The organism is Ruegeria sp. N10, assembly GCF_056531545.1.
On sequence record NZ_JBQFLY010000006.1, the window covers coordinates 125570 to 150555 of the forward strand.

Here is a 24986-nt window from a genome sequence, read left to right on the forward strand (position 1 = left end):
GCTTAACCGTCAGTCAACGATAGCAAGGCAGGATTTCGGTGGTTTCCCTGGTTCGTCGCGCGGCATTGTCCGTGCTGCTCATGTCGTCGGTCGCAGTTCCGGCCTTTTCAGAATCGGGTGCCGGTTCTTATCTGGCCGGGCGTCAGGCGATTTACGAAAGCGACTATTCTGCGGCGGAAAGATACTACGCCCAGGCTCTCAGGTTTGATCCGGAAAACGCGCTGCTCTTGGAAAGCGTTGTTGTCGCCCGCCTTGCGCTGGGGGAAATTGCCCGTGCTTTGCCTGTTGCAAAGCAGATCGAGGAAGCCAACATTCCAAGCCAGGCCGCGCGCATGGCGATTTCGGCCAATTTGATCGCAGACGGCAAGTTTGACGAACTTCTGGCGCGTGACCCTGAAACGCAGGGGATCGGTCCTTTGGTTGATGGGCTGATGATCGCATGGGCCCATCTGGGGCAAGGTGAAATGACAAAGGCCATGGATCAGTTCGATGCCGTGGCAACGCAGGAAGGCCTCAGGGAATTTGCGCTGTATCACAAAGCCATGGCACTGGCCTCTATCGGCGATTTCGAAGGTGCCGAGGTGATTTTTGCGGATAACAACGGCGCGGTTGCGCGGTTCTCGCGTCGGGCCGCGCTGGCCCGTACAGAGGTGCTGTCGCAGCTGGATCGCAACGAAGACGCCATACAGTTTCTGGACGATGTGTTTGTTTCCGGTAGCGATCCGACCATTGAAGCCTATACCGGCCAATTGACCGCGGGCGAGACGCTTCCGTTCACTCACGCGGGCTCTGCGCTGGATGGAATGGCGGAAATATTCTTTACCGTTGGTGCCGCATTGAACAGCGAGGCTTCGGCTGACTACGTCCTGCTTTACGCACGACTGGCGAGTTTTCTGCGCCCTGACCACGTGGACGCCATTCTGCTGAGCGCGGAATTGCTGGACAAACTGCAACAGTATGATCTGGCTGTTGCCGCCTATCGCATGGTTCCGGCCGGCAGCAATGACCACCATGCCGCAGAACTTGGGCGGGCCGAAATCCTGGACAAGTCCGGAAAAACCGATGCGGCCATTGAAGTTCTGCAAAACCTGGCGCTGCAAAATCCTGATTTGCCCAGCGTCCATGTTTCTCTGGCAGATCTTCAACGTCGTCAGGAAAACTATGCGGCTGCGGTTGCCTCTTATGACACTGCGATTGGTTTGACGGACAGTCAGGCAGGCGGGAATTGGTTCCTGCACTACGCGCGCGGCATAAGCCACGAGCGGCTGAAGCAGTGGGATCAGGCTGAAACCGATTTCCGCCGGGCGCTGGAGTTGAATCCGGATCAGCCGCAGGTGCTGAACTATCTGGGCTATTCTTTGGTAGAACGGAAAGAAAAGCTGGATGAAGCGCTGGACATGATCCAGCGCGCGGTCGAGGCCCGCCCGGATAGTGGCTACATCGTGGATAGTCTGGGTTGGGTTTTGTTCCGTCTGGGTCGTTACGAAGAAGCGGTCGAGCATATGGAGCGCGCGGTCGAGCTGATGCCCGTTGATCCGGTCGTCAATGATCATCTGGGGGACGTCTATTGGGCTGTTGGACGAGCGCGTGAGGCCGAGTTCCAGTGGAAACGGGCTCTGTCCTTCGTTGACCCCGAAGACACGGATGGCGAGGCTGACCCGGATCGCATTCGACGCAAGATCGAAGTCGGACTAAGCGCCGTTCTGGCCGAAGAAGGTGCGGAACCTTTGAAAGTCGCAAATGGAAATTAAGGCGTTTGCGCCCGCCAAGATCAACCTGACCCTCCATGTGACCGGACGTCGTAAGGACGGTTATCACCTGTTGGATTCGTTAGTGGTTTTTGCTGATCTGGGCGATCAGTTGACATTCACACCCGGCCCCGAGCTGTCTATGGACGTGATTGGGGAGTTTGCTGAAGGCGTGCCCACGGACAACCGTAATCTGGTCTGGAAAGCGGCCGAAGGCGTCGGCTGGACCGGGCATGTAGACCTGATCAAGTCGTTGCCCCACGGGGCAGGTATAGGGGGTGGGTCATCGGATGCGGCCGCCACGCTTTGGACATTGGCAGGGCAGGGATGTGACGTCCCGCCTGACTTGCCGTTGTCACTGGGGGCAGATGTGCCCGTTTGCCTGGAAAGCCGGGCGATCAGAATGCAAGGCATTGGCGATCGTTTGGCGGCGGTGAACCTTCCGCACTTACCCGCCCTTTTGGTCAACCCGAATGTGCCGGTGCCGACAAATGCCGTTTTCAACGCATTGTCGTCCAGAGACAATCCGCCGATGCCTGAGTTAGTCCCAGATTTTGTAGACGCTGAAGTCTGTGCCCTGTGGTTGCGTGATCAACGCAATGACCTGCAGGTACCTGCCATGGGCGTTGCACGTGAGATCGAGCAGGTTCTGGACGAGTTGAACATGACCAATCGTGCCCTTGTAACGCGTATGTCGGGCTCCGGCTCGACCTGTTATGCTCTGTACCCCACAATGAAAGACGCGCATTTCGCGGCCTATGAGATCGGTGCGGCGCATCCTGAATGGTGGTGCCGCGCGACGCAGCTTAACTAAGGCGCGAGACCACGTAATCGGCCAGTTCGCGCAGCAGGCTGCGAATTTCATGATCAGGTAGAACATCCAAAGATGCCTTTGCCTTGTTCGCCCAGCCCAATGCGTCCTGCCGAGTTTCTTCCAGCGTTGCGTATTTGTCCATCAGGCCCAGCGCATGATCCAGATCGCCATCCTGTTGGCGGCCCTTTTCGATCGTGCGCTCCCAGAAAGCGCGCTCTTCGGGCGTGGCCTGTGCAACAACCTTGATGACAGGCAGGGTCAGCTTTCGTTCGCGGAAATCATCGCCCACATTTTTGCCGGTTGTCTTGCTGTCACCCTGATAATCCAGCAGGTCGTCCGCAATCTGGAATGCGATCCCCAATGCGTCACCATAATCGAACAGAGCTTTGATCTGGTCTTCCGATGCACCGGCGATCACGCCGCCCACCTCGGTCGCAGCTGAAAACAAAGCTGCTGTCTTGCCGCGCACAACCTGTAGGTAAACGCTTTCATCTGTCCGCAGGTCGGTTGCAGCGGTCATTTGCAGCACCTCGCCTTCGGCGATGGTTGCTGAGGCATTGGCCAAGATATCCAGAACCCGCAGCGAACCCGTTTCGACCATCAATTGGAAGCTGCGGGAAAACAGGTAATCACCGACCAGCACGCTGGATTTATTGTCCCAAAGTAGATTTGCGGTCGGGCGTCCGCGCCGTTGGGCGCTCTCATCCACAACGTCGTCGTGCAGAAGGGTGGCGGTGTGGATGAACTCGACCGTGGCAGCAAGGCGCACGTGGTGCTCACCTGAATAGCGAAACAGCCGCGCCGCTGCCAATGTCAGCATTGGGCGCAGGCGCTTTCCGCCCGCCTCGACCAGATGCTGGGTCACTTCGGGGATACGTGGGGCATGGTCCGACGCCATCCGGGCGCGGATCAACGTGTTCACAGCCTCCATTTCACCCGCCAGAATTTCAGCGAGGCGCTCATGCGGTTTTGAGATCATGCCGACGGTCATCACACTCCTGATACAAGGCTCGACTTTCGCCCAGCCTTGCCCTTACATCCATCCCCATGAAAGAACTATTGCGCAGTACCGATCCGACGATCCTGGCCTTTGCATCGGCTCTCCTTGAAGGCGAGGATATAGACTGCTTTCAGATGGACGTAAATATGAGCATCCTCGAAGGTGGGATTGGGATCTTTCCCCGCCGACTGATGGTTCGCGCCGAAGACTTGACCCGTGCCGAACGTGTGATGCGCGACAATGAAATTCCGCTGGGCCGATGAACCGGTTTTCCGATAGTGAACTCAGCTGCAATGATTTCCTGGGGGGCAGGATCCGGTTGCTGCAACCTCATTCAGGTTATCGTGCAGGGGTAGACCCGGTATTGCTTGCTGCATCCGTTCCGGCCAGGGCAGGTCAGTCTGTGTTGGAGCTGGGGTGCGGTGCCGGGGCTGCCATTCTTTGCTTGTCCTCACGAGTGCCCGGTTTGCACCTGACAGGTATCGAGCTACAGCCTGCCTATGCGGAATTGGCTCGCAGAAACGCGGAAATCAACGGGATAGAGCTGGAAGTTGTCCAAGCCGACCTGACCGCTTTGCCCGAGGCGCTTCGGCAGCGCCAGTTCTATCACGTCATTGCGAATCCGCCCTATTATCGGGCGGGGGCGCATAGCCCTGCAAAGGATGCTGGAAGAAGTGTGGCCCTGAGCGAAGACACCCAGTTGGCCGACTGGATTGCAGTGGCTGCCAGACGCCTTGCGCAAAAAGGGTACCTGCACATGATCCAGAAAGCCGATCGACTGCCCGACATGCTGGCAGCGTGCCAAGGGAAATTGGGATCGGTAGAGTTGTTGCCGCTAAGCCCACGGACAGGGCGAGAGGCTGAGCTGATCATTCTGCGTGCCCGCAAAGGAGGGCGTGCGGCATTTCGCCTCCACCCACCTTTGATTCTGCACGCGGGTGAACGTCACGAAAAAGACGGCGAAAGCTATACGGATGCGGTATCGGCTGCGCTTCGGAAGGCCGCTGCCCTGCCCGGGTTCTGACGACGACCGGCAATGTCCAGCCGATTTTGTCGGATTTGTTTCAGATTCTGTGCGTCTGCAGCGTGACAGGGTGGAAACGATGTGATCAACTTCTTACGTGACATACAGACACGTATAAAAGGAGGATCGCAATGAGCGTGAGCGCACATCTGACAGAACTGAAGAAAAAGCACGAATCTCTCGGTCTAGAAGTAGAACAAGCCCAACGCTCGCCAGGCATCGATGATCTCCACATAGCCCAGCTGAAGAAACAGAAGCTCAAGCTGAAGGAAGAGATCGAGCGACTGTCTGCTTAAGATTTCAAACTGGAACGGGCCGCGATCAAGGCCCCGCCGGTAATCAGAGAAGCCGCGATCGCCAGCCCCCAGGATGGGGCAGCGATCCCGGCCATCACCAAAGCAAGTGTCGACAATAGCGGGGCCGCGTAAGATGAGGTCCCGAGCATTTGAATATCACCCTGCTTCACCCCGATATCCCAGACGTAAAAGGCCAGCCCAACGGGCCCAAGGCCAAGTGCCAGTACAGAAACCCACCCTAGTGTCGAGTCGGGCAGCACGGTGTCTTCCATTGCCAGATGCAGCAGACCCGAAGCCAACGCAGCCATCAGACAAAAGACCGCAACCGAACTGGTCGGTGTATCGCCCAATCTGCGTGACAGAACTGAATAGCCTGACCATGTCATCGCGCAAAGCAGGGCCAATGTGTATCCTGGCAGATGTTGCGCCTGAAAACCTGCGCTCCCGCCTCCGGTGATGATCAAAGCAGCCCCAGCAAAGCCAAGGCACGCCCCAATCAAGTGACCAGCGCGAAGCTGCTCGCCCGGTAGCAGGCCGGAAAACAGAACGATAAGAAGGGGCCAGAGATAGGCAATCAGTCCGGCCTCGGCCGCGGGGGCCATGCGTAGGGCTGAAAAATACAATGCGTGGTACCCGAACAGGCCCAATGAACCGAACAGGTAGGTCGTCCAGGGGATCTGTTTCAACCCGCTGAACCCACCGGTTGCGGCTGTCCAGATCAACCCAAGTGTACCACCAATCGAAAAGCAGATCGTGTTCAGCAGCAAAGGCGGTGTAGGTGCAGAGCCGACGGTCAAAAGCGCCAGCAAAGCCCATAATAGTACGGCCCCAAAACCGATGGCTGTTGCGCGCGTTTTGGTCATGATCCGGAAACCTCTTCGATCGGAACAATGTCGAACTCATCCGAAATATGCGCGGTCTTTTCAATCTCGGTCAGGAACCAATCCCGAAATGCTGCGATCTGAGGACGTTTCTCGGCCCCCGGAAGGCACAGGAATCGGAACCGGCCCTGCGTTTCCAGCGCGACCTTGAAGGGGGCAACCAGCCGACCTTCGGTCAAGTCCTTGAGGATCATGGCACGCCGTCCAAGGGCGACACCAACACCAGCGACAGCGGCGTCAATCGCGTGATCTGCGTTGGAAAAATGCGCCCCATGAGTGGGTGTGAAATCGATACCCACAGCGCGGAACCAGGCAGGCCAGTCGCAGGGTGGGGTCAGAAAGTTGATCGAATCGTCGTGGATCAACGGTGCGTCGCGCAGGCTGTCTGGCGTGGTGAATTGTTCCGCCAGCTCCGGGGTCATGACCGGAGTCAGCCACTCCTTTCTTACAGGTACGGAATACAGCCCCTCATCGGCGGAATTGCCAAACCGGATGGCAACATCCACATCATCCCGCTCCAGATCCATATTGCGCAACGTGGCCGAGAATTTCAGATCGATTTCCGGATGCGCACGGGCAAACTCGTAAAGGCGAGGCGCCAGCCACTTTGCGGTCAGCGCCGGACCTGCGGTGACGGTCAGTCCGGTGCCATCCTCCTGCCTGCGTACGGCACGCCACGCGGCTTGCAAGGTGGCAAAGCCTTCTGCCGCGCCGGGGGCCAGGGCGCGGCCCGCATCGGTCAGTTCCACAGCGCGGTTCAGACGGCGGAACAGAGGGCGGCCCAGATGCTCCTCAAGCGATTTGATCTGAAAGGACAGGGCCGCTGGCGTCACGTGCAGCTCTTCCGCCGCTTTCGCGAAGGACATGTGCCGGGCCGCGGCATCAAAAGCCCGAAGCGCGGTAAGTGGGGGCAGATAATCACTCATAGCCAAGAAATTCTTAACTGAAGGTTCAGGAAACTTCGTTTGTCACGGCTTTAAGTGACCTTCATATTCACATCAGGTCAAGCAAAACTGAATTGAAAGGCGGCTGCCATGATCGAGATGACAACAAATCCCGCCGCCCAAGTGGCGATCCTGCGCGCTCATGAAGAGCGTGGCAAGGTGGTCCGGCAGATGTGGAATTGGGTATTGGGTTCCCGCTGATCGCAGCGCGCGCGTTCTTACGGGATCAGAAAGGGCCGGTCCAAAGGGGCCGGCCCGTTTTTTTGTTCACAAGCCTGGATCAGACGAAGAACTGAGCACCGTTGGCCGAGATGGTCGAGCCGTTGATGAATTGAGATTCGTCCGAGGCCAAGAAGGTCACACAGCGTGCAATCTCTTCAGGCTCGCCCAGACGACCGGCAGGGATCTGGCCAATAATCGATTCGCGTACCTTTTCAGGCACCGCCATCACCATCTCGGTTGCGATATAACCGGGGCAGATTGCGTTGGCCGTGATGCCCGCCCGCGCGCCTTCCTGCGCCAGAGATTTCACGATGCCCAGATCGCCAGCTTTGGTCGCAGCATAGTTCACCTGAGCGAACTGGCCCTTCTGACCGTTGATGGAGCTGATGACGATGACACGGCCAAACTTGCGCTCGCGCATGCCAGGCCAGACAGGGTGCACAGTGTTGAACACGCCAGTCAGGTTGGTGTCGATCACGTCTTTCCACTGATCGGGTGTCATTTTGTGGAAAGGTGCATCACGGGTGATGCCAGCATTGGCGACAACGATATCGATGGGGCCAACCTCGGCCTCAACCTTTTCGATACCTGCTTTGGATTCGTCATAATCGGCGACGTTCCACTTGTAGGTCTTGATGCCGGTTTCTTCGGTGAATTTCGCGGCGGCTTCGTCATTCCCTGCATAGGTGGCCGCAACGTTGTATCCTTCGGCTTTGAGCGCCTTGGAAATTGCTGCGCCAATGCCGCGGGAACCGCCGGTAACGAGTGCTGTACGTGCCATTTAGGACTCCTCCAATTTTAGTCGCCTTGGTAATGCTGTTACTTTGAGAGATGCTTGTGCGCAATATTGTTTCGTCGTTAAGGTGTTTATTTCGGATGGCAATATCGTCGCATCTAAGGGGTACGACCCCAGTTTAACAAAAAAGGGCGTCCCATGGACGCCCTTTTCTATTTGGTTATTGGCGCACTTAGTCGCGCTCCACACACAGGGCGACACCCATGCCGCCGCCGATGCACAGAGTGGCCAGACCTTTCTTTGCGTCGCGGCGCTTCATTTCGAACAGCAGCGTGTTTAGAACGCGGCAACCTGATGCACCGATCGGGTGGCCGATGGCAATTGCGCCGCCGTTCACGTTCACAATCGACGGGTCCCAGCCCATGTCTTTGTTCACTGCGCAGGCTTGCGCGGCAAAGGCTTCGTTGGCTTCAACCAGGTCCAGATCGTCGACGGACCAACCTGCTTTTTCCAATGCCTTGCGCGAAGCGTAGATCGGGCCAACGCCCATGATCGACGGGTCCAGCCCGGCAGTTGCGTAGGACGCGATGCGAGCCAAAGGTTCGATTCCGCGCTTTTCTGCGTTTTGAGCCGACATCAACAGGGTCGCGGCGGCGCCGTCGTTCAGGCCCGAAGCGTTTGCAGCTGTGACCGATCCGTCCTTGGTAAAGGCGGGGCGCAGCTTTGCCATGGCTTCCATTGTAGCGCCGTGGCGGATGTATTCGTCCTTGTCCATCACGATGTCGCCCTTGCGGGTCTTGATGGTGAAGGGCACGATTTCGTCGACAAACTTGCCAGCTTTTTGCGCCGCCTCGGCCTTGTTCTGCGAAGCGACAGCGAATTCATCCTGCATGTCGCGGCTGATCTGCCATTTCTCGGCAACATTTTCCGCCGTCTGACCCATGTGATAGCCGTTGAAGGCATCCCACAGACCATCGCGGATCATGGTGTCGATATACTTCATATCGCCCATCTTGTGACCCGCGCGCAGGGCGGCGGCGTGGGGTGACAGGGTCATGTTCTCTTGGCCACCAGCGGCGACGATATCGGCATCGCCCAGCTGGATGTGCTGAGCGCCCAATGCGACGGCACGCAGGCCCGAGCCGCAAACCTGGTTAATTCCCCAGGCGGCGCTTTCCTGCGGCAAACCGGCGTTGATATGCGCCTGCCGAGCCGGGTTCTGGCCCTGAGCCGCAGTCAGAACCTGACCCATGATGGTCTCACTGACTTCGCCTTTTTCAATCCCGGCGCGCTCGACAACTGCTTCCAGGACGGCCGCGCCCAGATCATGTGCGGGGGTGTTCGCAAACGAACCACTAAAGCTGCCAACACCTGTTCGTGCGGCGGATGCGATTACTACGTTGGTCATATGATCAGTCCTTTACCGTCATTATCTGGCGGAATGTCTGACGGCGCAGGCCGAGAGTTTCCCTCTCGAAACAAGAGCGCCCCGTTTTCCCCCGCTCAAGTACTTCTGCAATAGCGTAATGCTGCACTTGCAGCAACGGGCAGCTTGTCTCAGCTTGGGAAATGGCGGAAAAATGTCGATCACCCACGGATCAACTTGCTGTTTTTGAACTTCTTTCCTGCTTCCACGGGGGTGAAACACTGGGCGCACCGAACAAAAAGCCCTGCATGCAATCCACGCCACTTGCAAGCAAAAATGCCGCATCCTTCTGTGTTTCGACCGATTCGGCAGTGACCAGAATTTCAAACTCACGCGCCACGGCAATCAAGGCCCGCACCAAAGCCTGGTTGTCGGGGCTGTCGCTGATACCCCTGATAAACTGACCATCGATCTTTGCGGCGTCGAACAGAAATTCGCGAAAGTGGCGGAAACTGAAGTTGCTGGCACCAAAGTCGTCCAGCGCAAAGGCGATGCCGCGATCCTGAAGGCGGTCCATGAAGTCGACCACCAATTCAGGCACCTGCATGGCAGAGCTTTCGGAGATTTCTAGGATCAGCCGTTCGCCCAGCTGCGGGTCCCGTTTCAGAAACCGGTCCAGTATACCGGACCAGTTGGAATAACCGATCGAGCGGGCGGACATGTTGATCGACAGGCGGATCTGGGGGTTCTTCACCAACGTGCGCAGACCAAGTTCCAACGCGACGCAGTCGAGATCACGTCCGATCGGGGTGTTTTCAACCTGCGGCATGAATTCGCGGGCGGGTATAACACGCCCTGTTTCATCCATCACGCGAATGAACCCTTCATAAAACGCGATGCCATGCGGCGGGTGCGCCTGAACAACTGGCTGAAAGGCCAACCGACATTGCTTGTGCTTCACAGCATCGGTTGCCATCTGAACCACCGAACGATCCCGTGTTGACACTGCTGCATTCAAAGGGGTGTCCAACCCTTCGGGAAGATTGGCGAGCTTTTTGTTTCCCATAGGCGCAGATTCCCGTGTGTCCGGAACAGGTGTTTTGACACAGTTTCGGGGCAAACAGATGAATCTGCGGTTAAAGCGTCAGAAGAAGTTGCTTAATGCGGTTTCAGCGCGCGGAATGCCCGGCACGGGCCAGTGATACCGCGGCTCCAAGAAGGGCTCCTGTCGCACCCAGAATCATCAGGACAAAACCCAGTGCGATCAGCGTGCCAACAAAGCTGCCGAGCGCGGCAAGCATGGCCAGCAACAGGCCAAATAACCCGACGAAGGTCGAAATGGTTGCCAAACGTTTCATGCCGCCCCTCGCTCAACTATGCGCCACATTCCATGACCGATATGGCGTGCAAAGGCCGGAGTTCAAGTCGTAGTGGGGCCTGACAGCTGTGTCAGGCCTGTTCCGCCTGTCCTTTCGGCAGGATCTTGTCGACCTGCTCAAATCCGGGCGTTCCCCGGTCCTCGGGGTGGCGAGCCAGGTGCTTGGCTTTTATCTGTTCCGAGTTGTCGCGGCTGCCGTCGTGGCTGTAACCCGGCGGTGCGAAACAATAGGCCAGACGTTGCCGCAGTGTCAGGCCGGGCTGCGTGGCGTCGTGCCAGATGCCGACCCATTCGTGAAACGCAACGCGCAAAGGGTTGAAGGTGCCGATATTGTGAACCAGCCCGTAATCGACCCGGTCGTTTTCCTGTTCAGGCACAAATGTCCCGAACATCTTGTCCCAGATGATGAAAACTCCGGCGTAATTGCAATCCAGATACCGTGCGTTTCGGCCGTGATGCGCGCGATGATGGCTGGGGGTATTCATGATCGCTTCGAACCATCGGGGCATCTTGCCGATGGCCTCGGTGTGAATCCAGAACTGATAGATCAGGTTCAATCCGCCAACGAACAGAACCATGGCCGGATGGAAACCCAGCAGGATCAGCGGCGCGCGAACGACCATCATGAACGTAAAGGTATAGGTCCAAGTTTGCCGCAGCGCTGTGGTCAGATTGTAGTGCTGCGAGCTGTGGTGGTTGACATGGCTGGCCCAGACCCAGCGAATGCGATGCCCAAAACGATGTACCCAGTAATAGCGAAGATCATCCAGAACAAAGCACAGAATGATAACGGGAATTGACGTGCCAAGATCCAGAGGAGTGATCTGCCAAAGCCACATGAAAAACGCATAGGCGATAAAGCCCAGCAAAAAGCCCGACGCGATGTTCCCGGCCCCCATGATCAGCGAGGTCACCGCATCGCGCGTTTCATACCGACCGCCTTTGCCTTTGACTGCGATCCACAGGAATTCTGCCAGAATAGCAGCGATGAAAAACGGGACGGCCCATTGCACCGCATCGGGGAAGCTTACCTGGTCTGTCATACGGGCCTCATCAAGTGTTGCCAGTGCTGGCGTTCGGTCTGGTCAAGGTGAAGGGTCGCGCGCGGGGTGCTGAAGTCGTGAAACCGAACTTCGATGCCATTGGCGGTCTCAAGCCAGTCGAAATCATGGAGATGCCGCGCGACGGTGTCGGCCCCGAAGGACCAGATCAACCCGGCCCCATTCTGTGTCCGCACCAGCGCCGCGTGACCGTCATGGGCGATTGTCACGTCGATCACCGTGTCATCGGGAAAATGCCGGAGCCACTGGCGTGGCGCCGTGTCCGGCGTCAGCACATGCAACTGCGACTTGCCCGTCAGATGCAGCAACAGCGTAATCCCGGCTATGCCCCCAACGACCAGCACCAATAGAATTTCCAGCGGCATTCCGTCCTCCTGAGCGCAGAGTGCAAAGGAGGATGGAAACTGTCAAAGGTGGCGTCGCGTCAGCTGTGTTCCAAAACCAAGGCTTTGATCGCGGCCATCCGACAAGCAGGAATACTAGTCGGAGATCATGTAGGTTACCGGATCTCCCTTGCCCTTCTTGCGTACATCATTGGTGGTAGCAGCATCGGTGGCCATCCAAAAAACACCCGCCATCGCGGCAACTCCTGCAATAGAATTCATCAAAAATCCTCCGAGTTGAATGCCCGGAGGAAATCATGATTTGCTGATATTAAGGCTATTTCCTCAGTTTTCTGCGCCAACAAGCGTCGAGATAATCGCCTTCGCGCTATCCGAGTTCCATTCAGCATCACCGATCAAACGCGCGATTTCCTGACCTTCGGGATTCAGAATGACCGTGATTGGCAACGCGATGATGCCAAACTCGCGCGCGGCAGCCGAGCTGAGGTCCTGATGACGCGGCAGGTTGGAGATGCCATTCTCTTCAAAGAACTTCTTGATCCCTGCTGGCGAGTTGCGGCCTGTGGCAAGGGTCAGGACCTGAAACTTGTCACCCCCAAACTCGTCCTGCAATTCGGCGATCTGCGGCATTTCTTTGCGACAGGGGGCACACCAGGTGGCCCAGAAGTTCAGCAGAACATACTTACCCTCATAATCGGCCAGCGTGCCGACACCCCCGTCATCTTCCAGCTGAAACTCGATCACTTTTGCCGGTTTGGGCTCCTTGTGCAGGATCAAACGTTTCAGGCTGTCTTCACGCAGAGGAGCCAGCGTTTCTGCATCGGTCGCAAAAGCGGCGTTTGCACCCAGCGCAAGGGCCATATAAAGGGGGATCAAACGAAATAAGCGCATATCAACTCCGGGTTTTCTTACATGACCGATCAATCCTCGAACCAGATGTGGGGCGGCCGCTTTGCCGCCGGTCCAGACGCGATCATGGAGGCGATCAATGCCTCGATCGGGTTCGATCAGCGGATGGCAGCCCAGGACATCGCAGGCTCGCGCGCCCATGCGGCCATGTTGGCTGCCACAGGCGTCATAAGTGATAGTGATGCGCAGGCCATTCGGGAAGGGCTGCTCACCGTATTGTCAGAAATCCAGAGCGGCACGTTTCAGTTCTCAACAGCGCTGGAAGACATCCACATGAATGTCGAGGCGCGGCTGAAAGAGATCATTGGCGAGCCGGCTGGCCGTTTGCACACAGGGCGTTCGCGCAACGATCAGGTGGCGACGGATTTCAAACTGTGGGTCCGGGATCAGTTTGATGCGGCGGAGTCCGGTATTCTGGCCCTGATCCGCGCGCTTTTGGCGCAGGCCGAAGCAGGCGCCGATTGGGTCATGCCGGGCTTTACCCATCTGCAAACTGCGCAACCCGTAACTTGGGGGCATCACATGATGGCCTATGTCGAGATGTTTGGCCGCGACCTGAGCCGAGTCCGCGACGCCCGTGCCCGAATGAACGAATCCCCGTTGGGGGCTGCCGCGCTGGCGGGCACATCTTTCCCCATTGACCGTCATATGACGGCGCAGGCGTTGGGCTTTGATCGTCCCGCCGCCAATTCGCTGGATGCCGTCAGCGACCGCGATTTTGCATTGGAATTCCTGTCGACCGCCTCGATCTGCGCCTTGCACCTGTCGCGTTTTGCCGAGGAATTGGTGATCTGGTCTTCGGCCCAGTTCCGTTTCGTGTCCCTGTCCGACCGGTTTTCGACCGGCTCGTCGATCATGCCGCAGAAAAAGAACCCGGATGCAGCTGAACTGATCCGCGCCAAGGTTGGGCGCATCTATGGGGCCAACACCGCGCTGATGATGGTGATGAAGGGCCTGCCGTTGGCCTATTCAAAGGACATGCAGGAAGATAAGGAACAGGTCTTTGACGCCGCCGACAACTGGATGCTGGCGCTGGCGGCGATGGAAGGGATGGTCAAGGACATGACCGCCAACCGCGACAGCCTTGCCGCCGCCGCCGGCTCGGGTTTCTCGACCGCGACGGATCTGGCCGACTGGCTGGTACGCGTGCTGGGCCTGCCGTTCCGGGATGCGCATCACGTCACCGGATCACTGGTGGCCATGGCCGAGGGTAAGGGTTGTGACCTGCCCGACCTGACACTGGACGATATGCAATCGGTCCATGGTGAAATTTCGGATGACGTCTACTCTGTCCTTGGCGTCGACAATTCGGTAAACTCGCGCCAGTCCTACGGCGGTACCGCCCCCGATCAGGTGCGGGTCCAGATCGAACGATGGAAGGCAATGGTATGACGACCGCGCTACGTGCGATCCTGATTACGGTTTCCGGCCTGGTACTGGCCGGGTGCGGGGCTGATGGTGAGCCTGACCAACCAACTGCCCCTCAGCCCACGGTCAGTGCCACAATCGGGGTTGGATCAAGCGGTGCGTATGTCGGCGGAGGTGTCGGCCTAAGTCGCGGGCCGCTGGGCATTTATCTTGGATTCTGACCGCTTTGCGTGTTGCGCCTCCGGTCCTGACACCTCATGTTGCGCGCGCGTATCGATCACCTGTCACACAAAGGAATGGTATTGAGATGAGAATTCTGGGACTGGTTTGTGCACTTGCGGTTTTGGCGGCCTGTGAGCCTTCGTCAGCGCAACGCCCGGAACCTGCGGCCGAACCAAAACAATCGGGCACCGGCATTTCTATCTCGGGCTATGGCCGAGTTGGTGTTTCAACTCAAAACTAAACCGGGACCAGGGATACGGAATCCATTGATCCGAAGTCCTTTTATGGTCTAAGCGCGCAAGCATGGATCACTTTTTGTACCGCGACGGCGCGCTTTACGCCGAGGATGTCCCCGTCTCTGAAATCGCAGCCGCGGTTGGAACACCGTTCTACGTCTATTCCACGGCTACATTGTTGCGGCATTTCAAACTGTTCGATGACGCGTTGGACTGCACCGATCATCTGATCTGCTACGCGATGAAAGCGGCCAGCAATCAGGCGATCCTTAAGACATTGGCCCAAGCAGGCGCTGGGATGGACGTGGTCTCGGGCGGAGAATATCTGCGGGCGAAGGCGGCTGGTGTTCCCGGTGACAAAATCGTGTTCTCGGGTGTAGGGAAAACAGCGGACGAGATACGCATAGCGCTGAGCGGCGGCATTCGCCAGTTCAACGTCGAGTCCGAGCCCGAGATGGAAGTGATCAACGCCATTGCGCTTGATCTTGGCGTAATAGCGCCGATCACCGTCAGGGTGAACCCGGATGTCGATGCCAGGACGCACGCTAAGATTGCCACCGGCAAGTCTGAGAACAAGTTTGGCATTCCGATTGCCCGCGCCTCGGAAGTTTACGCCCACGCCGCCAGCCTGCCGGGGCTGGAGGTGATCGGCATCGACGTTCATATTGGCTCGCAACTGACCGAACTTGAACCGTATGAGCTGGCCTACACAAAGGTGGCCGAGCTAACCGAACGCCTCCGCTCTGAAGGTCACAACATTCGGCGTCTTGATCTGGGTGGCGGTCTGGGCATTCCTTACACCCGGTCGAACAACGCACCCCCATTGCCGATTGAATATGGTGCGCTGGTCAAGAAAACACTGAGCCATCTGGGCTGTGAGATCGAGATTGAGCCCGGACGCCTGATCGCGGGCAACGCCGGGATCATGGTCAGCAAGGTGATCTATGTGAAATCAGGCGAAGGTCGCGACTTTTTGATCCTTGATGGGGCGATGAACGACCTAATCCGCCCCGCAATGTACGAAGCTTACCACGATATCGTTTCGGTGCAGGAACCTGTCGCCGGTGTGGAACAGCGCCCTTACGACATTGTCGGTCCGGTCTGCGAATCCGGGGATACCTTTGCCAAGCAGCGCAATATGCCGCCGCTGAAATCGGGTGATCTGGTCGCATTTCGCAGCGCGGGTGCATACGGTGCGGTGATGTCCAGCGAATACAACACCCGCCCGTTGATCCCCGAAGTTCTGGTGAATGGCGATCAATTTGCAGTCATTCGTGAACGGCCAAGCTTTGACGAAATCATAAACCGCGATACCATACCATCGTGGCTTTGACGCGATAACCGCGCGGGCCCGTCCCGGAGGCCCGTCTTGACCAACAGAACGAAACTGCCAATTCCGCGCCTGTCCCTGTGGCTAACCCATCTCGGTATGGTGGCTGAACAGGTGCTGCGCGCGTTCTGGCCTGCGTTCTCGATTGTTCTGGCTTTGCTCGCCGCTCTGATGCTGGGGTTGCAGGATCATCTGCCCGTTGAAATTGTCTGGGGTGCTGGTGCGCTGTCGTTGATATCTTTTGGTGCAGCATCTGTCCGGGGTGTCACGAAATTCAAACTGCCGTCCCGCGCTGATGCGCTGGCGCGGCTGGATGAGGCTCTGCCCGGTCGACCGATTCAGGCTTTGCTCGATGATCAGGCAATCGGTGCCAACGATGGGGACTCGGTTGCCTTGTGGCAGGCGCACAAAGCCCGCATGGCACAGCGTGCGGCCACTGCTGAGGCTGTGAAACCAGATCTTCGGCTTGCGTCGCACGACCCGTATGCGTTGCGCTATGCCGCTCTGCTGGCATTTGTTGTGGCGCTGATCTTTGGATCGTTGTGGCGTGTGGGTTCAGTGGCGGACATGACCCCGGGCACGGCCGTGGCTGGACAGGGTCCAACTTGGGAAGGATGGGTGGAACCCCCCAGATACACAGGTTTGCCGACCTTATATCTTGCCGACCAAACGGGGGCGGCGCTTTCTGTTCCCAAGGGCAGTCGCATCACCTTGAGACTGTACGGTGAGGTCGGCGCACATAGTCTGACCGAGAGCAGTTCTGCCAGCGGAACCGAGGCGGCAACAGACCCGGAACTGGAGTTTGTCGCCGAACGCTCGGGTCAGTTGCGCATAGATGGACCGGCGGGGCAGGACTGGTCGGTGCTGGTCATTGATGACGCGGCTCCGAAGATCGCGGTTTCCGGAACCGCCGAGTCTGAAGCGGGCGGGCAGATGAAGCTGCCATTTTCCGCCAGCGATGATTACGGCGTGGTTTCGGGCTTGGCCCGGATCGAGTTGGATCAGGCGGCGATTGACCGTCGGTACGGACTGGCGGTCGAGCCAGAGCCGCGCGAGGTGATCGAAATCGAATTACCCATGCCGATCACCGGTGACCGCGCAGATTTCACCGAAGACCTGATCGAGGATTTCTCGCAACATCCGTGGGCGCATCTGCCGGTCAGGATTACCTTGAGGGCAACAGATGCAGCGGATCAGCAAACGTCTTCGGATCCCTATGCGACGGCATTGCCAGCACGGCGCTTCTTTGATCCGCTGGCGGCAGCCGTGATTGAGCAAAGGCGCGACTTGCTTTGGTCGCGTTCCAATGCGCCTCGTGTCTCGCAAGTCCTGAGGGCTGTGTCGCACCGCCCTGAGGAACTGTTTCGTTCTGACACAGCCTATCTGCGTCTGCGGGTTGTTCTGCGGCGATTGGAAACTTTTCATCGATACGGGTTGAAACCCAAACAACAAGAGGAGATTGCACAGGCCCTATGGGACCTTGCCGTACTGATCGAGGACGGGACGCTGGCGGATGCATTGGAACGAATGCGCCGCGCGCAGGAACGTCTGACCGAAGCGATGAAGAACGGGGCCAGCGATGAAGAAATAGCGGAGTTGATGCAGGAATTGCGCGAGGCGACGCAGGATTACCTGCAGCAATTACAACGGCTGGCACAGCAAAATGGTGAAGACGGCGAGCGTCAGCCCGGCCAGAATGGTGAATCTTTGCAAATGACGCAGGATGACCTGCAACGCATGATGGACCGTATTCAGGAACTGATGGAACAAGGTCGCATGGCCGAAGCTCAGCAGGCGCTGGAAGAATTCCAGCAGATGATGGAGAACATGCGTGTAACTCAGGGTCAGGGCCAAGGGCAGCAATCTGAAGGCCAGCAGGCCATGGAAGGTCTCGCCGAAACCCTGCGCGAACAGCAGGGTCTTAGCGATCAGGCCTTTCGTGATTTGCAGGAACAGTTCAACCCCGGCGCGCAATCAGGTGAAAGCCAAGGGAACGAAGGTCGCAACGGTGGTCAAGGTCGGGGGCAAAGCCACGAAGGGCAGGGCGGACAGGGTGAAGGTTCGGATCAGGCCGGAGACGGTGAGCAGGGGCAAGGTTCGCTCGCCGACCGACAGCAAGCGTTGAGAGACGAGCTGGGTCGCCAGCAACAAGGACTGCCCGGTGTCGGCACACCCGAAGGTGACGCCGCCCGCGAAGCGCTGGATCGGGCCGGGCGTGCCATGGACGAGGCCGAGCAGGCCCTGCGTGGCGATGATCTCGCCGAAGCTATCGACCGTCAGTCCGAAGCGATGGAAGCGTTGCGCGAAGGGATGCGGTCGCTGGGTGAAGCTATGGCGCAGGAACAGCAGAACCAACCGGGGCAGGGAACACAAGACGGCGACATGCAGGCCAACAACCGCGATCCGCTGGGCCGAAACCCGGGTGCTGCGGGTTCGATTTCAACCGACGAGAACCTGTTGCAAGGCGAAGATGTCTATCGCCGGGCCCGCGAGTTGCTGGATGAAATCCGTCGCCGGACCGGTGAAACAGACCGTCCCCAGATCGAGTTGGAATACCTCAAGCGGTTGCTGGAGCGGTTCTAGCTCTCAGTTCTGCGCTCCAGATCCTGCCTGAGTTTCGAGCCAGATTCGCGCCTGATCCACTAGCGACACATATGAGCTGAGCAGCGGATCGGCCTGCGGTACGGCCTCGCTGATTTGGCGGGCATTCCCGTAGATCAGGTACAGAACCACGCCGATGATCAGCATCAGCGCAAAACCGCGCAAGAACCCGCCGGACTTGCGGGGCGCCTGCGCCACATCTTCTGCGGGGTCGGACCGCATGCTCGAGTTGATGGCATCGACATCCGGCAGTGCATCCTTTTGCCCGGCATCAACGGCGGTTTCCGAAGTTGCAGGGCGTTTGGGCCTGACCTTTGGCTCTGGTGGGGCTTCTAGGCCCAGATCGGGCTGGCTTTCCAGGCCGCCGCCTTCCTGCGCGCGCAACTCTGCTTCTCGTGCGGCTTCTTCTTTCAGGATACTGGCGACTGATGGGGCAACATTTCCTGTGGATGCAGCAGGTTTTTCAACCTCTGGCGCTGTTTTTTCTGCGGGCTCGGCGTCCTTCTGGGCCTCGACCTCGGTGTCAGGTGTATCTGCCACAACAGGCTTGTCCTCGGGCGCGTTCGGTTCAACCGTCGGCTCGGATGGATGCTTGGCCTGAAACCAGGTTTGATCGCAGTTCGAACACTGCACGTCGCGGCCTTCCTCGGGGATGACCTCGTCAGGAACTTCGTACTGCGCAGTGCAATTCGGACATGTAAGACGCATACTGCCTCCTCGACCGGGTGAAGGGCCGATAATAGTTTTTTCAGGGATGATATTCCGTTAAGACCCAACAGCAAAGGGCGTTTTCGGTTTCATAGGTCAAGTGTCACCAATTGGACTCGGTAGAGCCATTGAAACCGTCGCCCTGCTCGGGCAAGAAGAGCGGCAAAATATTGGGGGCACGTGTGATCGAGCTGGAAAATGTCAGCTATACCTACGGTGGCGGCGAGTTGCTGAGCGATGTCTCGGTTCAATTACAGCCAGGGTCGTTCCATTTTCTGACCGGGCCGTCGGGGGCGGGCAAGACGACATTGCTCAAGTTGTGTTACGGGGCGCTGTTGCCGACCTCAGGGCGTCTTAGCGTGTTTGATCAGGACGTCTCGACCCTTGATCGGGATCAGCTGGCCGTGCTGCGCCGCCGTGTCGGCGTTGTGCATCAGGATTGCCAGTTTCTTGACCATATGACGCTTGCTGAAAATGTCGCCTTGCCACTGATGGTGTCCGGGCGCGGGGAATCGTCCGGGCAAGACAATCTGACCGAACTGCTCAGCTGGGTGGGGCTTGGTGCACGTCTCGAAGCACGGCCACCGGAATTATCCGGCGGTGAACGTCAACGGGCGGCTCTGGCGCGTGCCGTCATCCTGTCGCCCGATGTCATATTGGCGGATGAGCCCACGGGCAATATCGATTGGGAGATGTCGCAACGTTTGTTGCACCTTCTGGTTGAGCTGAACCGAATGGGAAAGACCGTTCTGATTGCCACCCATGACCTGAGCCTGATCCGAGCTGCAAAAAGCCATGTTCAGGCGCGTGTTTTGCGGATTTCGCAGCGAAAGCTGCATCTGGCGGGGGCAGACCTGTGACTGGGGCTGATATCCGAAACCTGCTGCGCGGCGATACCCGTGCTGACCGCGTTGTTCCGCCAACCGGCTACACCGCCCACCTGACCCTGTTTGTCGCTGGTGCCATGGCATTTCTTGCTGTTTTCGCTTTGGCTTTATCCCTCGCCTCTGGCCGCATCGCGGATCGGTGGGCTTCGGAACTGGCGGGCGCTGCAACCTTGCGCATCAATGCACCGGCCGAGCAGCTTGCTGCCCAGACAGAAGCGGCATTGACCGTCCTCAGCCAGACACCAGGTGTCGCGTCTGCCCGTGCGCTTAGCGCAGATGAACAAGCCGCGTTGCTGTCACCTTGGTTCGGGCCGGACCTGCCGTTGGATACTTTGCCAATCCCGCAGCTGATCGAGATCATCGAGGGCGAACCGGGGCTGGATGCAATCGGACTGCGATTGCGATTGGGGGCCGAGGTGCCCGGCGCGGTTCTTGATGATCACACGCGATGGCGCGAACCGCTGGTCGATGCTGCGATGTCCCTGCGTCGTCTGGGGTGGATATCAATCCTGCTGATCGGTGGCGCGACCGCTGCGATGATCACTCTTGCGGCCAACGCATCACTTGCGGCCAATGCGCAGATTATCGAAGTTCTGCGATTGGTTGGCGCGCAGGATGGTTTCATCGCAGGTGCTTTTGTACGGCGGTTTACCTATCGCGCGTTTTTCGGCGCCTCGGTTGGGACCCTTCTGGGAATGACAGGTGTCTTGCTTTTGCCCGAGGCTTCGGATGCGGGTGGATTTCTGACCGGAGTTGGATTTCGGGGCAAAGACTGGGTGTTGCCGGTTCTTATCCCCGTCCTTGGGGCAGCCGTTGCCTTTGTTGCCACATGGGCCGCAGCCCGACGCAAGTTGAAGGAGCTTTCCTGATGTTGATGGCAATTCAGTGGGTTCGTTCCCTCATCTTCATGATTGTAATCTATGCCTGGATGCTGATCCTTGGCATCGCGTTTCTGCCTTATGCTCTGTTTTCTAAAAACGGTGCGCTGAAAGCGTGTAAAACCTACGCCAAAAGCACCATGTGGCTGGCCCGGTGGATGGTTGGTATTCGCTGCGAGGTGCGGGGCAATGCCCCGACGAATGAAGTGGTCATCGGGGCCAAACATCAGTCGTTTCTTGATATCATCATGATTTTCGACGCCATTCCGCACGGCAAGTTTATCATGAAGCGCGAGCTGTTGTTCACACCCGTTATTGGCATGTATGCGCGACGCCTTGGCTGTATCCCGGTCAATCGAGGCAAGCGCGGTGCGGCTGTGGCAAAAATGGTCAAGGACGTCTCAAAAGAGTTTTCTGAACCTGGACAGCTGGTAATCTATCCGCAGGGCACGCGTGTGGCGCCGGGCGCAAAGAAACCCTACAAGGTTGGTACGGCGATTCTGTATGAAGGCCTTGGTTTTCCGTGCGTTCCGGTTGCGACGAATGCTGGCGTGTTCTGGCCCCGCACAGGCGTTTTGCGTAAACCCGGCCTTGCCATTGTAGATTTTCTGGAGCCGATCAAACCGGGTGTTGCCCGCGATGAGTTCCTCGCGCGGTTGGAGAAAGTGATTGAAACACGCTCGAACGAGTTGATGCGCGAAGTGGGGTTTGATCCTGATGGAATTCATTGAAAAAGTAGAAGCTCTCGAGGCGTTGTACGGAACGCCAGGTGCTGCTTCGTTACGAAAGGTCGTTCGACACTTAACTCCGCTCTATCGCAAGTGGATTGAAGCCTCGCGTCTTTGCATTCTCAGTACAGTTGGTCCCGAGGGGGTGGACGGAAGCCCACGCGGGGACGATGGTGCTGTTGTGCGCGAATTGAACCAAAAAACACTGGCGCTGCCTGACTGGCGGGGAAACAACCGCCTGGACAGCTTGCGTAACATCGTTCGGGACCCGCGCGTTTCGCTGATGTTCTTTGTGCCGGGCTCTGACAATGTCGTTCGGGTGAACGGAACGGCCCGATTGACCGCAGACGCGGCATTGCGCAACCAGTTCGAAAAGGCTGGCAAGGTTCCGGCGACGGTTATCGTTGTGCAGATTGATGAAATTTACAGCCAGTGCGCGCGTGCACTGATACGCGCCCGAACTTGGACTTGTGGCGACGAAAGCAAGGACCTTCCGACGATTGGGCAGCTTCTGTCCGAGGCGTCAGAAGGTGAAGAGGGCGGCGCGCAATATGACAAAGACTGGGCTGCACGCGCCGCCAAAACAATGTGGTAGGTAACGGACGGCTGTTCAGTCAAGCTGCGGCGGCTCCGATTCTGGACACCTTTTTGATCCAGCGATCAACGCTGCCCGGTTTGGGATAGCTTGCGCCTGAAAAGTACGTAAACCGCGTTGGTTTGAAGCCAACAAACCCGAGGATCTGGCCGCGAACCTGCCGAATAAGCGCTTGCCTGTACATCAGACGCATGAACCAGCCGGGCGTGTCAGAGGTCAGGATAACGCGCGCGGTGCGTCCGGTCAGCATCGGGGCTGGAAGGCCGGCCATCGTCGTGTTGCGGGTGTCGAATGTCCGTCCAGGTATGAACATCCGATCAATCAATCCTTTGAGTTTTGCAGGCAGCCCGCCCCACCACATAGGTGTGGTCAGGACCAGATGGTCGCTCCATTCGAAGTCCTGCAACACGTGTTCCAGAACCGGTTCAAGCGGCTTGAAGTCGTGATAGTTGCCCTGACCGAAGTCAAAATCGAACTGCAGGTCGCTCAGATGGACCATTCGGACATCATGTCCGTTTTTGCGGGCTGCCTCGCCATAGGTTTCTGCGAATGTGCGTGACAAGCTGCTCTCTGCCGGGTGTCCATCGAGGATGAGGATTTTCTTGGGGTGCATTGTAGTTCTCCTAAAAATGACCACGGTCAGTTTATAGAATCAAAAAATGACCACGGTCAATATAAAATTTGACCACGGTCAAAAACTGTGCGATTGAGCGGTATGCAAAAAACGATCCAGAAACGTACGATCAAGACCCGCGCCAAGCTTCTCTCAGCTGCGGAAGAGGTTATCCGACATGGCGGATATGAAGCCTTGCGGGTGGAAGACGTTGTAAAGGCCGCGGGTGTTGCCAAGGGGACCTTCTTTGCGCATTTCCGCGACAAGGACGCGCTGATGGAAATCCTGATCGCGGACAAGCTGAATGCGTGTCTGGATCTGGCCCAATCCGGAACTCCACCCAAAACGGTACCAGAGATCATCGCTTCGCTGGAACCGGTCCACGAATTCATGACGTCCGAACGGTACGTGTTCGATCTGTTGATCAGATACTCGGGGGCAACGGCTATCGCAGATATTGGGCCGATTGCCTATTGTTTTGAACGATATTTTCGGGTCGTGATGATGTGGCTTGAAACCGCAGAGGTGCGCAAGGATGTACCATCCGAGCTGTTGGCAGAAGGCGTGCAGGCCTTTGCCATTCAGGCCATGTCCTTACAATATTGCGCGCTGCACTCAGCGACAACGTTCACAGACAGGCTGGAAACATACTTGGATGCATGGCTGACCCCGGCAGGCTGATCGCCACCGGGGTCAGAGGTGTTAGCTGTGGATCGGGCCGTCTCCGCAGGCCAGGGCAGCCTCGCGCACCGCTTCGGAATACGTCGGATGCGCGTGGCAGGTGAGGGCCAGATCCTCGGCAGAAGCACCGAATTCCATTGCCACACAAACTTCGTGGATCAGATCGCCCGCGCCGGGGCCGATGATATGGGCACCCAGGATGCGATCGGTTTCCTTGTCGGCCAGAATCTTGACGAACCCGTCCGCCGCAAAATTCGCCTTGGCACGCCCATTGCCCATAAACATGAACTTGCCGACCTTATAGGCACGACCCTGTTCTTTGAGCGTCGCTTCGGTTTCACCGACATTGGCGACTTCGGGCCAGGTGTAGATCACGCCCGGAATCACGCCATAGTTCACATGACCGTGCTTGCCTGCAACCTGCTCGGCGGCGGCCATGCCTTCGTCTTCGGCCTTGTGCGCCAACATCGGGCCTTCGGTCACGTCGCCAATTGCATAGATGCCCGGCACGTTGGTCTGCCAGTCGACACCAACCTTGATCTGACCACGCGGTGTCATCTCTATGCCCAGAGCGTCCAGTCCCAGACCATCCGAATAGGGTTTGCGGCCTGTGGCAACCAGCACAGTGTCGGCGTCGATCACATGTTCACTGTCATCCTTGAGCAGCTTGTAGGTGACCTTGGCTTTGGTCTTGGTCGCTTCGGTTTTCTGCACCGCCGCGCCCATGACAAATGTCAGGCCCTGTTTCTTGAGAATGCGCTGGAAGGTTTTTTGCACCTCTGGGTCCATGCCCGGCGTGATCTCCTTGAGGAACTCGATCACGGTAACTTCAGCGCCTAGGCGGCTGTAAACCGATCCCAGCTCCAGACCGATCACACCCGCGCCGATTACCACCATTTTCTTCGGGATCTTGTTCAGTGACAAAGCACCGGTCGAGGTCACGACAACTTTCTCATCAACTTCAACACCGGGCAGGGAAGATGGTTCCGACCCGGATGCAATGATAATGTTCTTGGTCACGTGGACTTCATCACCCACTTTGACCTGACCTGCGGCAGGGATTGATCCCCAACCTTTCAGCCAGTCGATCTTGTTCTTTTTGAACAGGAATTCGATGCCCTTGGTGTTGCCGTCGATGACCTCGTCCTTGTAGGCCTGCATCTGCTTCCAATCGACCGAAGGCGCTTTGCCCTTGAGGCCCATCTTGGCAAAGTTATGCTCGGCCTCGTGCAGCTGATGGCTGGCATGTAGCAGCGCCTTAGAGGGAATGCAGCCCACGTTCAGGCAAGTGCCACCCAGTGTTTCGCGCCCTTCGACCACGGCTGTTTTCAAACCCAGTTGAGCGCAGCGGATCGCGCAGACATAGCCACCGGGTCCGGCGCCGATTACGATGACGTCATAATTTGCCATTACATT

General features: G+C 57.7%; 28 protein-coding genes. 14 read left to right on the plus strand and 14 right to left on the minus strand.

Annotation, left to right across the window (positions count from 1 at the left end; translation table 11 throughout):
- Positions 1-38 precede the first annotated feature (38 nt).
- Positions 39-1751 (plus strand): tetratricopeptide repeat protein, encoded by a 1713-nt coding sequence (locus tag ACR0JI_RS10610; protein ID WP_480475029.1) that lies wholly within the window; start codon positions 39-41, stop codon positions 1749-1751.
- The gene (locus tag ACR0JI_RS10615; protein ID WP_480475031.1) at positions 1741-2562 is read left to right on the plus strand and encodes a 4-(cytidine 5'-diphospho)-2-C-methyl-D-erythritol kinase; all 822 of its coding nucleotides are present in this window, start codon (positions 1741-1743) and stop codon (positions 2560-2562) included. Before ACR0JI_RS10610 ends, ACR0JI_RS10615 begins: the two co-directional genes overlap by 11 nt.
- Here the strand turns inward: ACR0JI_RS10615 and ACR0JI_RS10620 are convergent.
- Positions 2555-3553 carry a polyprenyl synthetase family protein gene (locus ACR0JI_RS10620; RefSeq protein ID WP_480494326.1) on the minus strand — a complete coding sequence of 333 codons (999 nt, stop codon included), beginning with the start codon at positions 3551-3553 and terminating at the stop codon, positions 2555-2557. The two genes, ACR0JI_RS10615 and ACR0JI_RS10620, sit on opposite strands and share 8 nt — an antisense overlap.
- Positions 3554-3609: 56 nt before the next feature.
- Between ACR0JI_RS10620 and ACR0JI_RS10625 the strand changes: the two genes are divergently transcribed.
- From ACR0JI_RS10625 to ACR0JI_RS10635, 3 genes are all read left to right on the plus strand, one after another.
- Entirely contained in the window at positions 3610-3825 is a 216-nt protein-coding gene (locus tag ACR0JI_RS10625) for a putative signal transducing protein (RefSeq protein ID WP_050604033.1), read from the plus strand.
- The gene (locus tag ACR0JI_RS10630; RefSeq protein ID WP_480494324.1) at positions 3822-4586 is read left to right on the plus strand and encodes a tRNA1(Val) (adenine(37)-N6)-methyltransferase; all 765 of its coding nucleotides are present in this window, start codon (positions 3822-3824) and stop codon (positions 4584-4586) included. The genes ACR0JI_RS10625 and ACR0JI_RS10630 overlap by 4 nt, the downstream gene beginning before the upstream one ends.
- Before the next feature lie 131 nt (positions 4587-4717).
- The gene (locus ACR0JI_RS10635) at positions 4718-4882 is read left to right on the plus strand and encodes a YdcH family protein (protein ID WP_083445267.1); all 165 of its coding nucleotides are present in this window, start codon (positions 4718-4720) and stop codon (positions 4880-4882) included.
- On the opposite strand, the gene yddG is transcribed toward ACR0JI_RS10635, so the two are convergent.
- From yddG to ACR0JI_RS10685, 10 genes are all read right to left on the minus strand, one after another.
- On the minus strand, positions 4879-5745 hold the full coding sequence (yddG, locus tag ACR0JI_RS10640) for an aromatic amino acid exporter YddG (protein WP_480475037.1): 867 nt from the start codon (positions 5743-5745) through the stop codon (positions 4879-4881). The genes ACR0JI_RS10635 and yddG overlap by 4 nt on opposite strands.
- A complete protein-coding gene (locus ACR0JI_RS10645) occupies positions 5742-6689 on the minus strand; it encodes a transcriptional regulator GcvA (RefSeq protein ID WP_480475039.1) in 948 nt (315 codons plus the stop codon). The genes yddG and ACR0JI_RS10645 overlap by 4 nt, the downstream gene beginning before the upstream one ends.
- Before the next feature lie 298 nt (positions 6690-6987).
- Positions 6988-7710, minus strand: a complete 723-nt coding sequence (phbB, locus tag ACR0JI_RS10650) for an acetoacetyl-CoA reductase (RefSeq protein WP_209506587.1) — start codon at positions 7708-7710, stop codon at positions 6988-6990.
- Positions 7711-7897: 187 nt separating this feature from the next.
- Positions 7898-9073, minus strand: a complete 1176-nt coding sequence (locus ACR0JI_RS10655; RefSeq protein WP_480475041.1) for an acetyl-CoA C-acetyltransferase — start codon at positions 9071-9073, stop codon at positions 7898-7900.
- A gap of 190 nt (positions 9074-9263) precedes the next feature.
- The gene (locus ACR0JI_RS10660; RefSeq protein WP_480494322.1) at positions 9264-10097 is read right to left on the minus strand and encodes an EAL domain-containing protein; all 834 of its coding nucleotides are present in this window, start codon (positions 10095-10097) and stop codon (positions 9264-9266) included.
- A gap of 103 nt (positions 10098-10200) precedes the next feature.
- Positions 10201-10389 (minus strand): hypothetical protein, encoded by a 189-nt coding sequence (locus ACR0JI_RS10665; protein ID WP_480475045.1) that lies wholly within the window; start codon positions 10387-10389, stop codon positions 10201-10203.
- A 91-nt stretch (positions 10390-10480) separates the two neighbouring features.
- Positions 10481-11452: a sterol desaturase family protein gene (locus ACR0JI_RS10670; protein WP_480494320.1), complete on the minus strand. Its 972-nt coding sequence runs from the start codon at positions 11450-11452 to the stop codon at positions 10481-10483.
- Positions 11449-11835, minus strand: coding sequence for a hypothetical protein (locus tag ACR0JI_RS10675; protein WP_480494318.1), 387 nt, complete (start codon positions 11833-11835; stop codon positions 11449-11451). Before ACR0JI_RS10675 ends, ACR0JI_RS10670 begins: the two co-directional genes overlap by 4 nt.
- A 114-nt stretch (positions 11836-11949) precedes the next feature.
- Positions 11950-12075: a hypothetical protein gene (locus ACR0JI_RS10680; RefSeq protein WP_480475051.1), complete on the minus strand. Its 126-nt coding sequence runs from the start codon at positions 12073-12075 to the stop codon at positions 11950-11952.
- Positions 12076-12138: 63 nt separating this feature from the next.
- Positions 12139-12705, minus strand: coding sequence for a TlpA family protein disulfide reductase (locus ACR0JI_RS10685; protein WP_480475053.1), 567 nt, complete (start codon positions 12703-12705; stop codon positions 12139-12141).
- A 21-nt stretch (positions 12706-12726) separates the two neighbouring features.
- Between ACR0JI_RS10685 and argH the strand changes: the two genes are divergently transcribed.
- The 4 genes from argH (at position 12727) to ACR0JI_RS10705 (ending at position 18462) form a co-directional block, all read left to right on the plus strand.
- Positions 12727-14115 (plus strand): argininosuccinate lyase, encoded by a 1389-nt coding sequence (gene argH, locus ACR0JI_RS10690; protein WP_480475055.1) that lies wholly within the window; start codon positions 12727-12729, stop codon positions 14113-14115.
- On the plus strand, positions 14112-14312 hold the full coding sequence (locus ACR0JI_RS10695; RefSeq protein WP_480475057.1) for an argininosuccinate lyase: 201 nt from the start codon (positions 14112-14114) through the stop codon (positions 14310-14312). The genes argH and ACR0JI_RS10695 overlap by 4 nt, the downstream gene beginning before the upstream one ends.
- A gap of 304 nt (positions 14313-14616) precedes the next feature.
- The gene (gene lysA / locus ACR0JI_RS10700; protein WP_480475059.1) at positions 14617-15882 is read left to right on the plus strand and encodes a diaminopimelate decarboxylase; all 1266 of its coding nucleotides are present in this window, start codon (positions 14617-14619) and stop codon (positions 15880-15882) included.
- A 96-nt stretch (positions 15883-15978) separates the two neighbouring features.
- On the plus strand, positions 15979-18462 hold the full coding sequence (locus tag ACR0JI_RS10705; RefSeq protein ID WP_480476892.1) for a TIGR02302 family protein: 2484 nt from the start codon (positions 15979-15981) through the stop codon (positions 18460-18462).
- 3 nt (positions 18463-18465) lie between these two features.
- Here ACR0JI_RS10705 and ACR0JI_RS10710 read toward each other — a convergent pair whose 3' ends face one another.
- A complete protein-coding gene (locus ACR0JI_RS10710) occupies positions 18466-19188 on the minus strand; it encodes a zinc-ribbon domain-containing protein (protein ID WP_480475061.1) in 723 nt (240 codons plus the stop codon).
- Between the two features lie 182 nt (positions 19189-19370).
- Between ACR0JI_RS10710 and ACR0JI_RS10715 the strand changes: the two genes are divergently transcribed.
- The 4 genes from ACR0JI_RS10715 to ACR0JI_RS10730 are packed head-to-tail and all read left to right on the plus strand — an operon-like array spanning position 19371 to position 22276.
- Positions 19371-20048 (plus strand): cell division ATP-binding protein FtsE, encoded by a 678-nt coding sequence (locus ACR0JI_RS10715; RefSeq protein WP_480476894.1) that lies wholly within the window; start codon positions 19371-19373, stop codon positions 20046-20048.
- Positions 20045-20944: a cell division protein FtsX gene (locus ACR0JI_RS10720; RefSeq protein ID WP_480494316.1), complete on the plus strand. Its 900-nt coding sequence runs from the start codon at positions 20045-20047 to the stop codon at positions 20942-20944. Before ACR0JI_RS10715 ends, ACR0JI_RS10720 begins: the two co-directional genes overlap by 4 nt.
- Positions 20944-21684, plus strand: a complete 741-nt coding sequence (locus ACR0JI_RS10725) for a lysophospholipid acyltransferase family protein (protein ID WP_480475065.1) — start codon at positions 20944-20946, stop codon at positions 21682-21684. Before ACR0JI_RS10720 ends, ACR0JI_RS10725 begins: the two co-directional genes overlap by 1 nt.
- The gene (locus tag ACR0JI_RS10730; RefSeq protein WP_480475066.1) at positions 21671-22276 is read left to right on the plus strand and encodes a pyridoxamine 5'-phosphate oxidase family protein; all 606 of its coding nucleotides are present in this window, start codon (positions 21671-21673) and stop codon (positions 22274-22276) included. Before ACR0JI_RS10725 ends, ACR0JI_RS10730 begins: the two co-directional genes overlap by 14 nt.
- A 19-nt stretch (positions 22277-22295) precedes the next feature.
- On the opposite strand, the gene ACR0JI_RS10735 is transcribed toward ACR0JI_RS10730, so the two are convergent.
- Entirely contained in the window at positions 22296-22889 is a 594-nt protein-coding gene (locus ACR0JI_RS10735) for an NAD(P)H-dependent oxidoreductase (RefSeq protein WP_480475068.1), read from the minus strand.
- Positions 22890-22991: 102 nt separating this feature from the next.
- On the opposite strand from ACR0JI_RS10735, the gene ACR0JI_RS10740 reads away from it, so the two are divergent.
- Positions 22992-23570 carry a TetR/AcrR family transcriptional regulator gene (locus ACR0JI_RS10740; protein WP_480494314.1) on the plus strand — a complete coding sequence of 193 codons (579 nt, stop codon included), beginning with the start codon at positions 22992-22994 and terminating at the stop codon, positions 23568-23570.
- A 21-nt stretch (positions 23571-23591) separates the two neighbouring features.
- Here ACR0JI_RS10740 and lpdA read toward each other — a convergent pair whose 3' ends face one another.
- Positions 23592-24980: a dihydrolipoyl dehydrogenase gene (lpdA, locus tag ACR0JI_RS10745; protein ID WP_480494312.1), complete on the minus strand. Its 1389-nt coding sequence runs from the start codon at positions 24978-24980 to the stop codon at positions 23592-23594.
- Positions 24981-24986 lie beyond the last annotated feature (6 nt).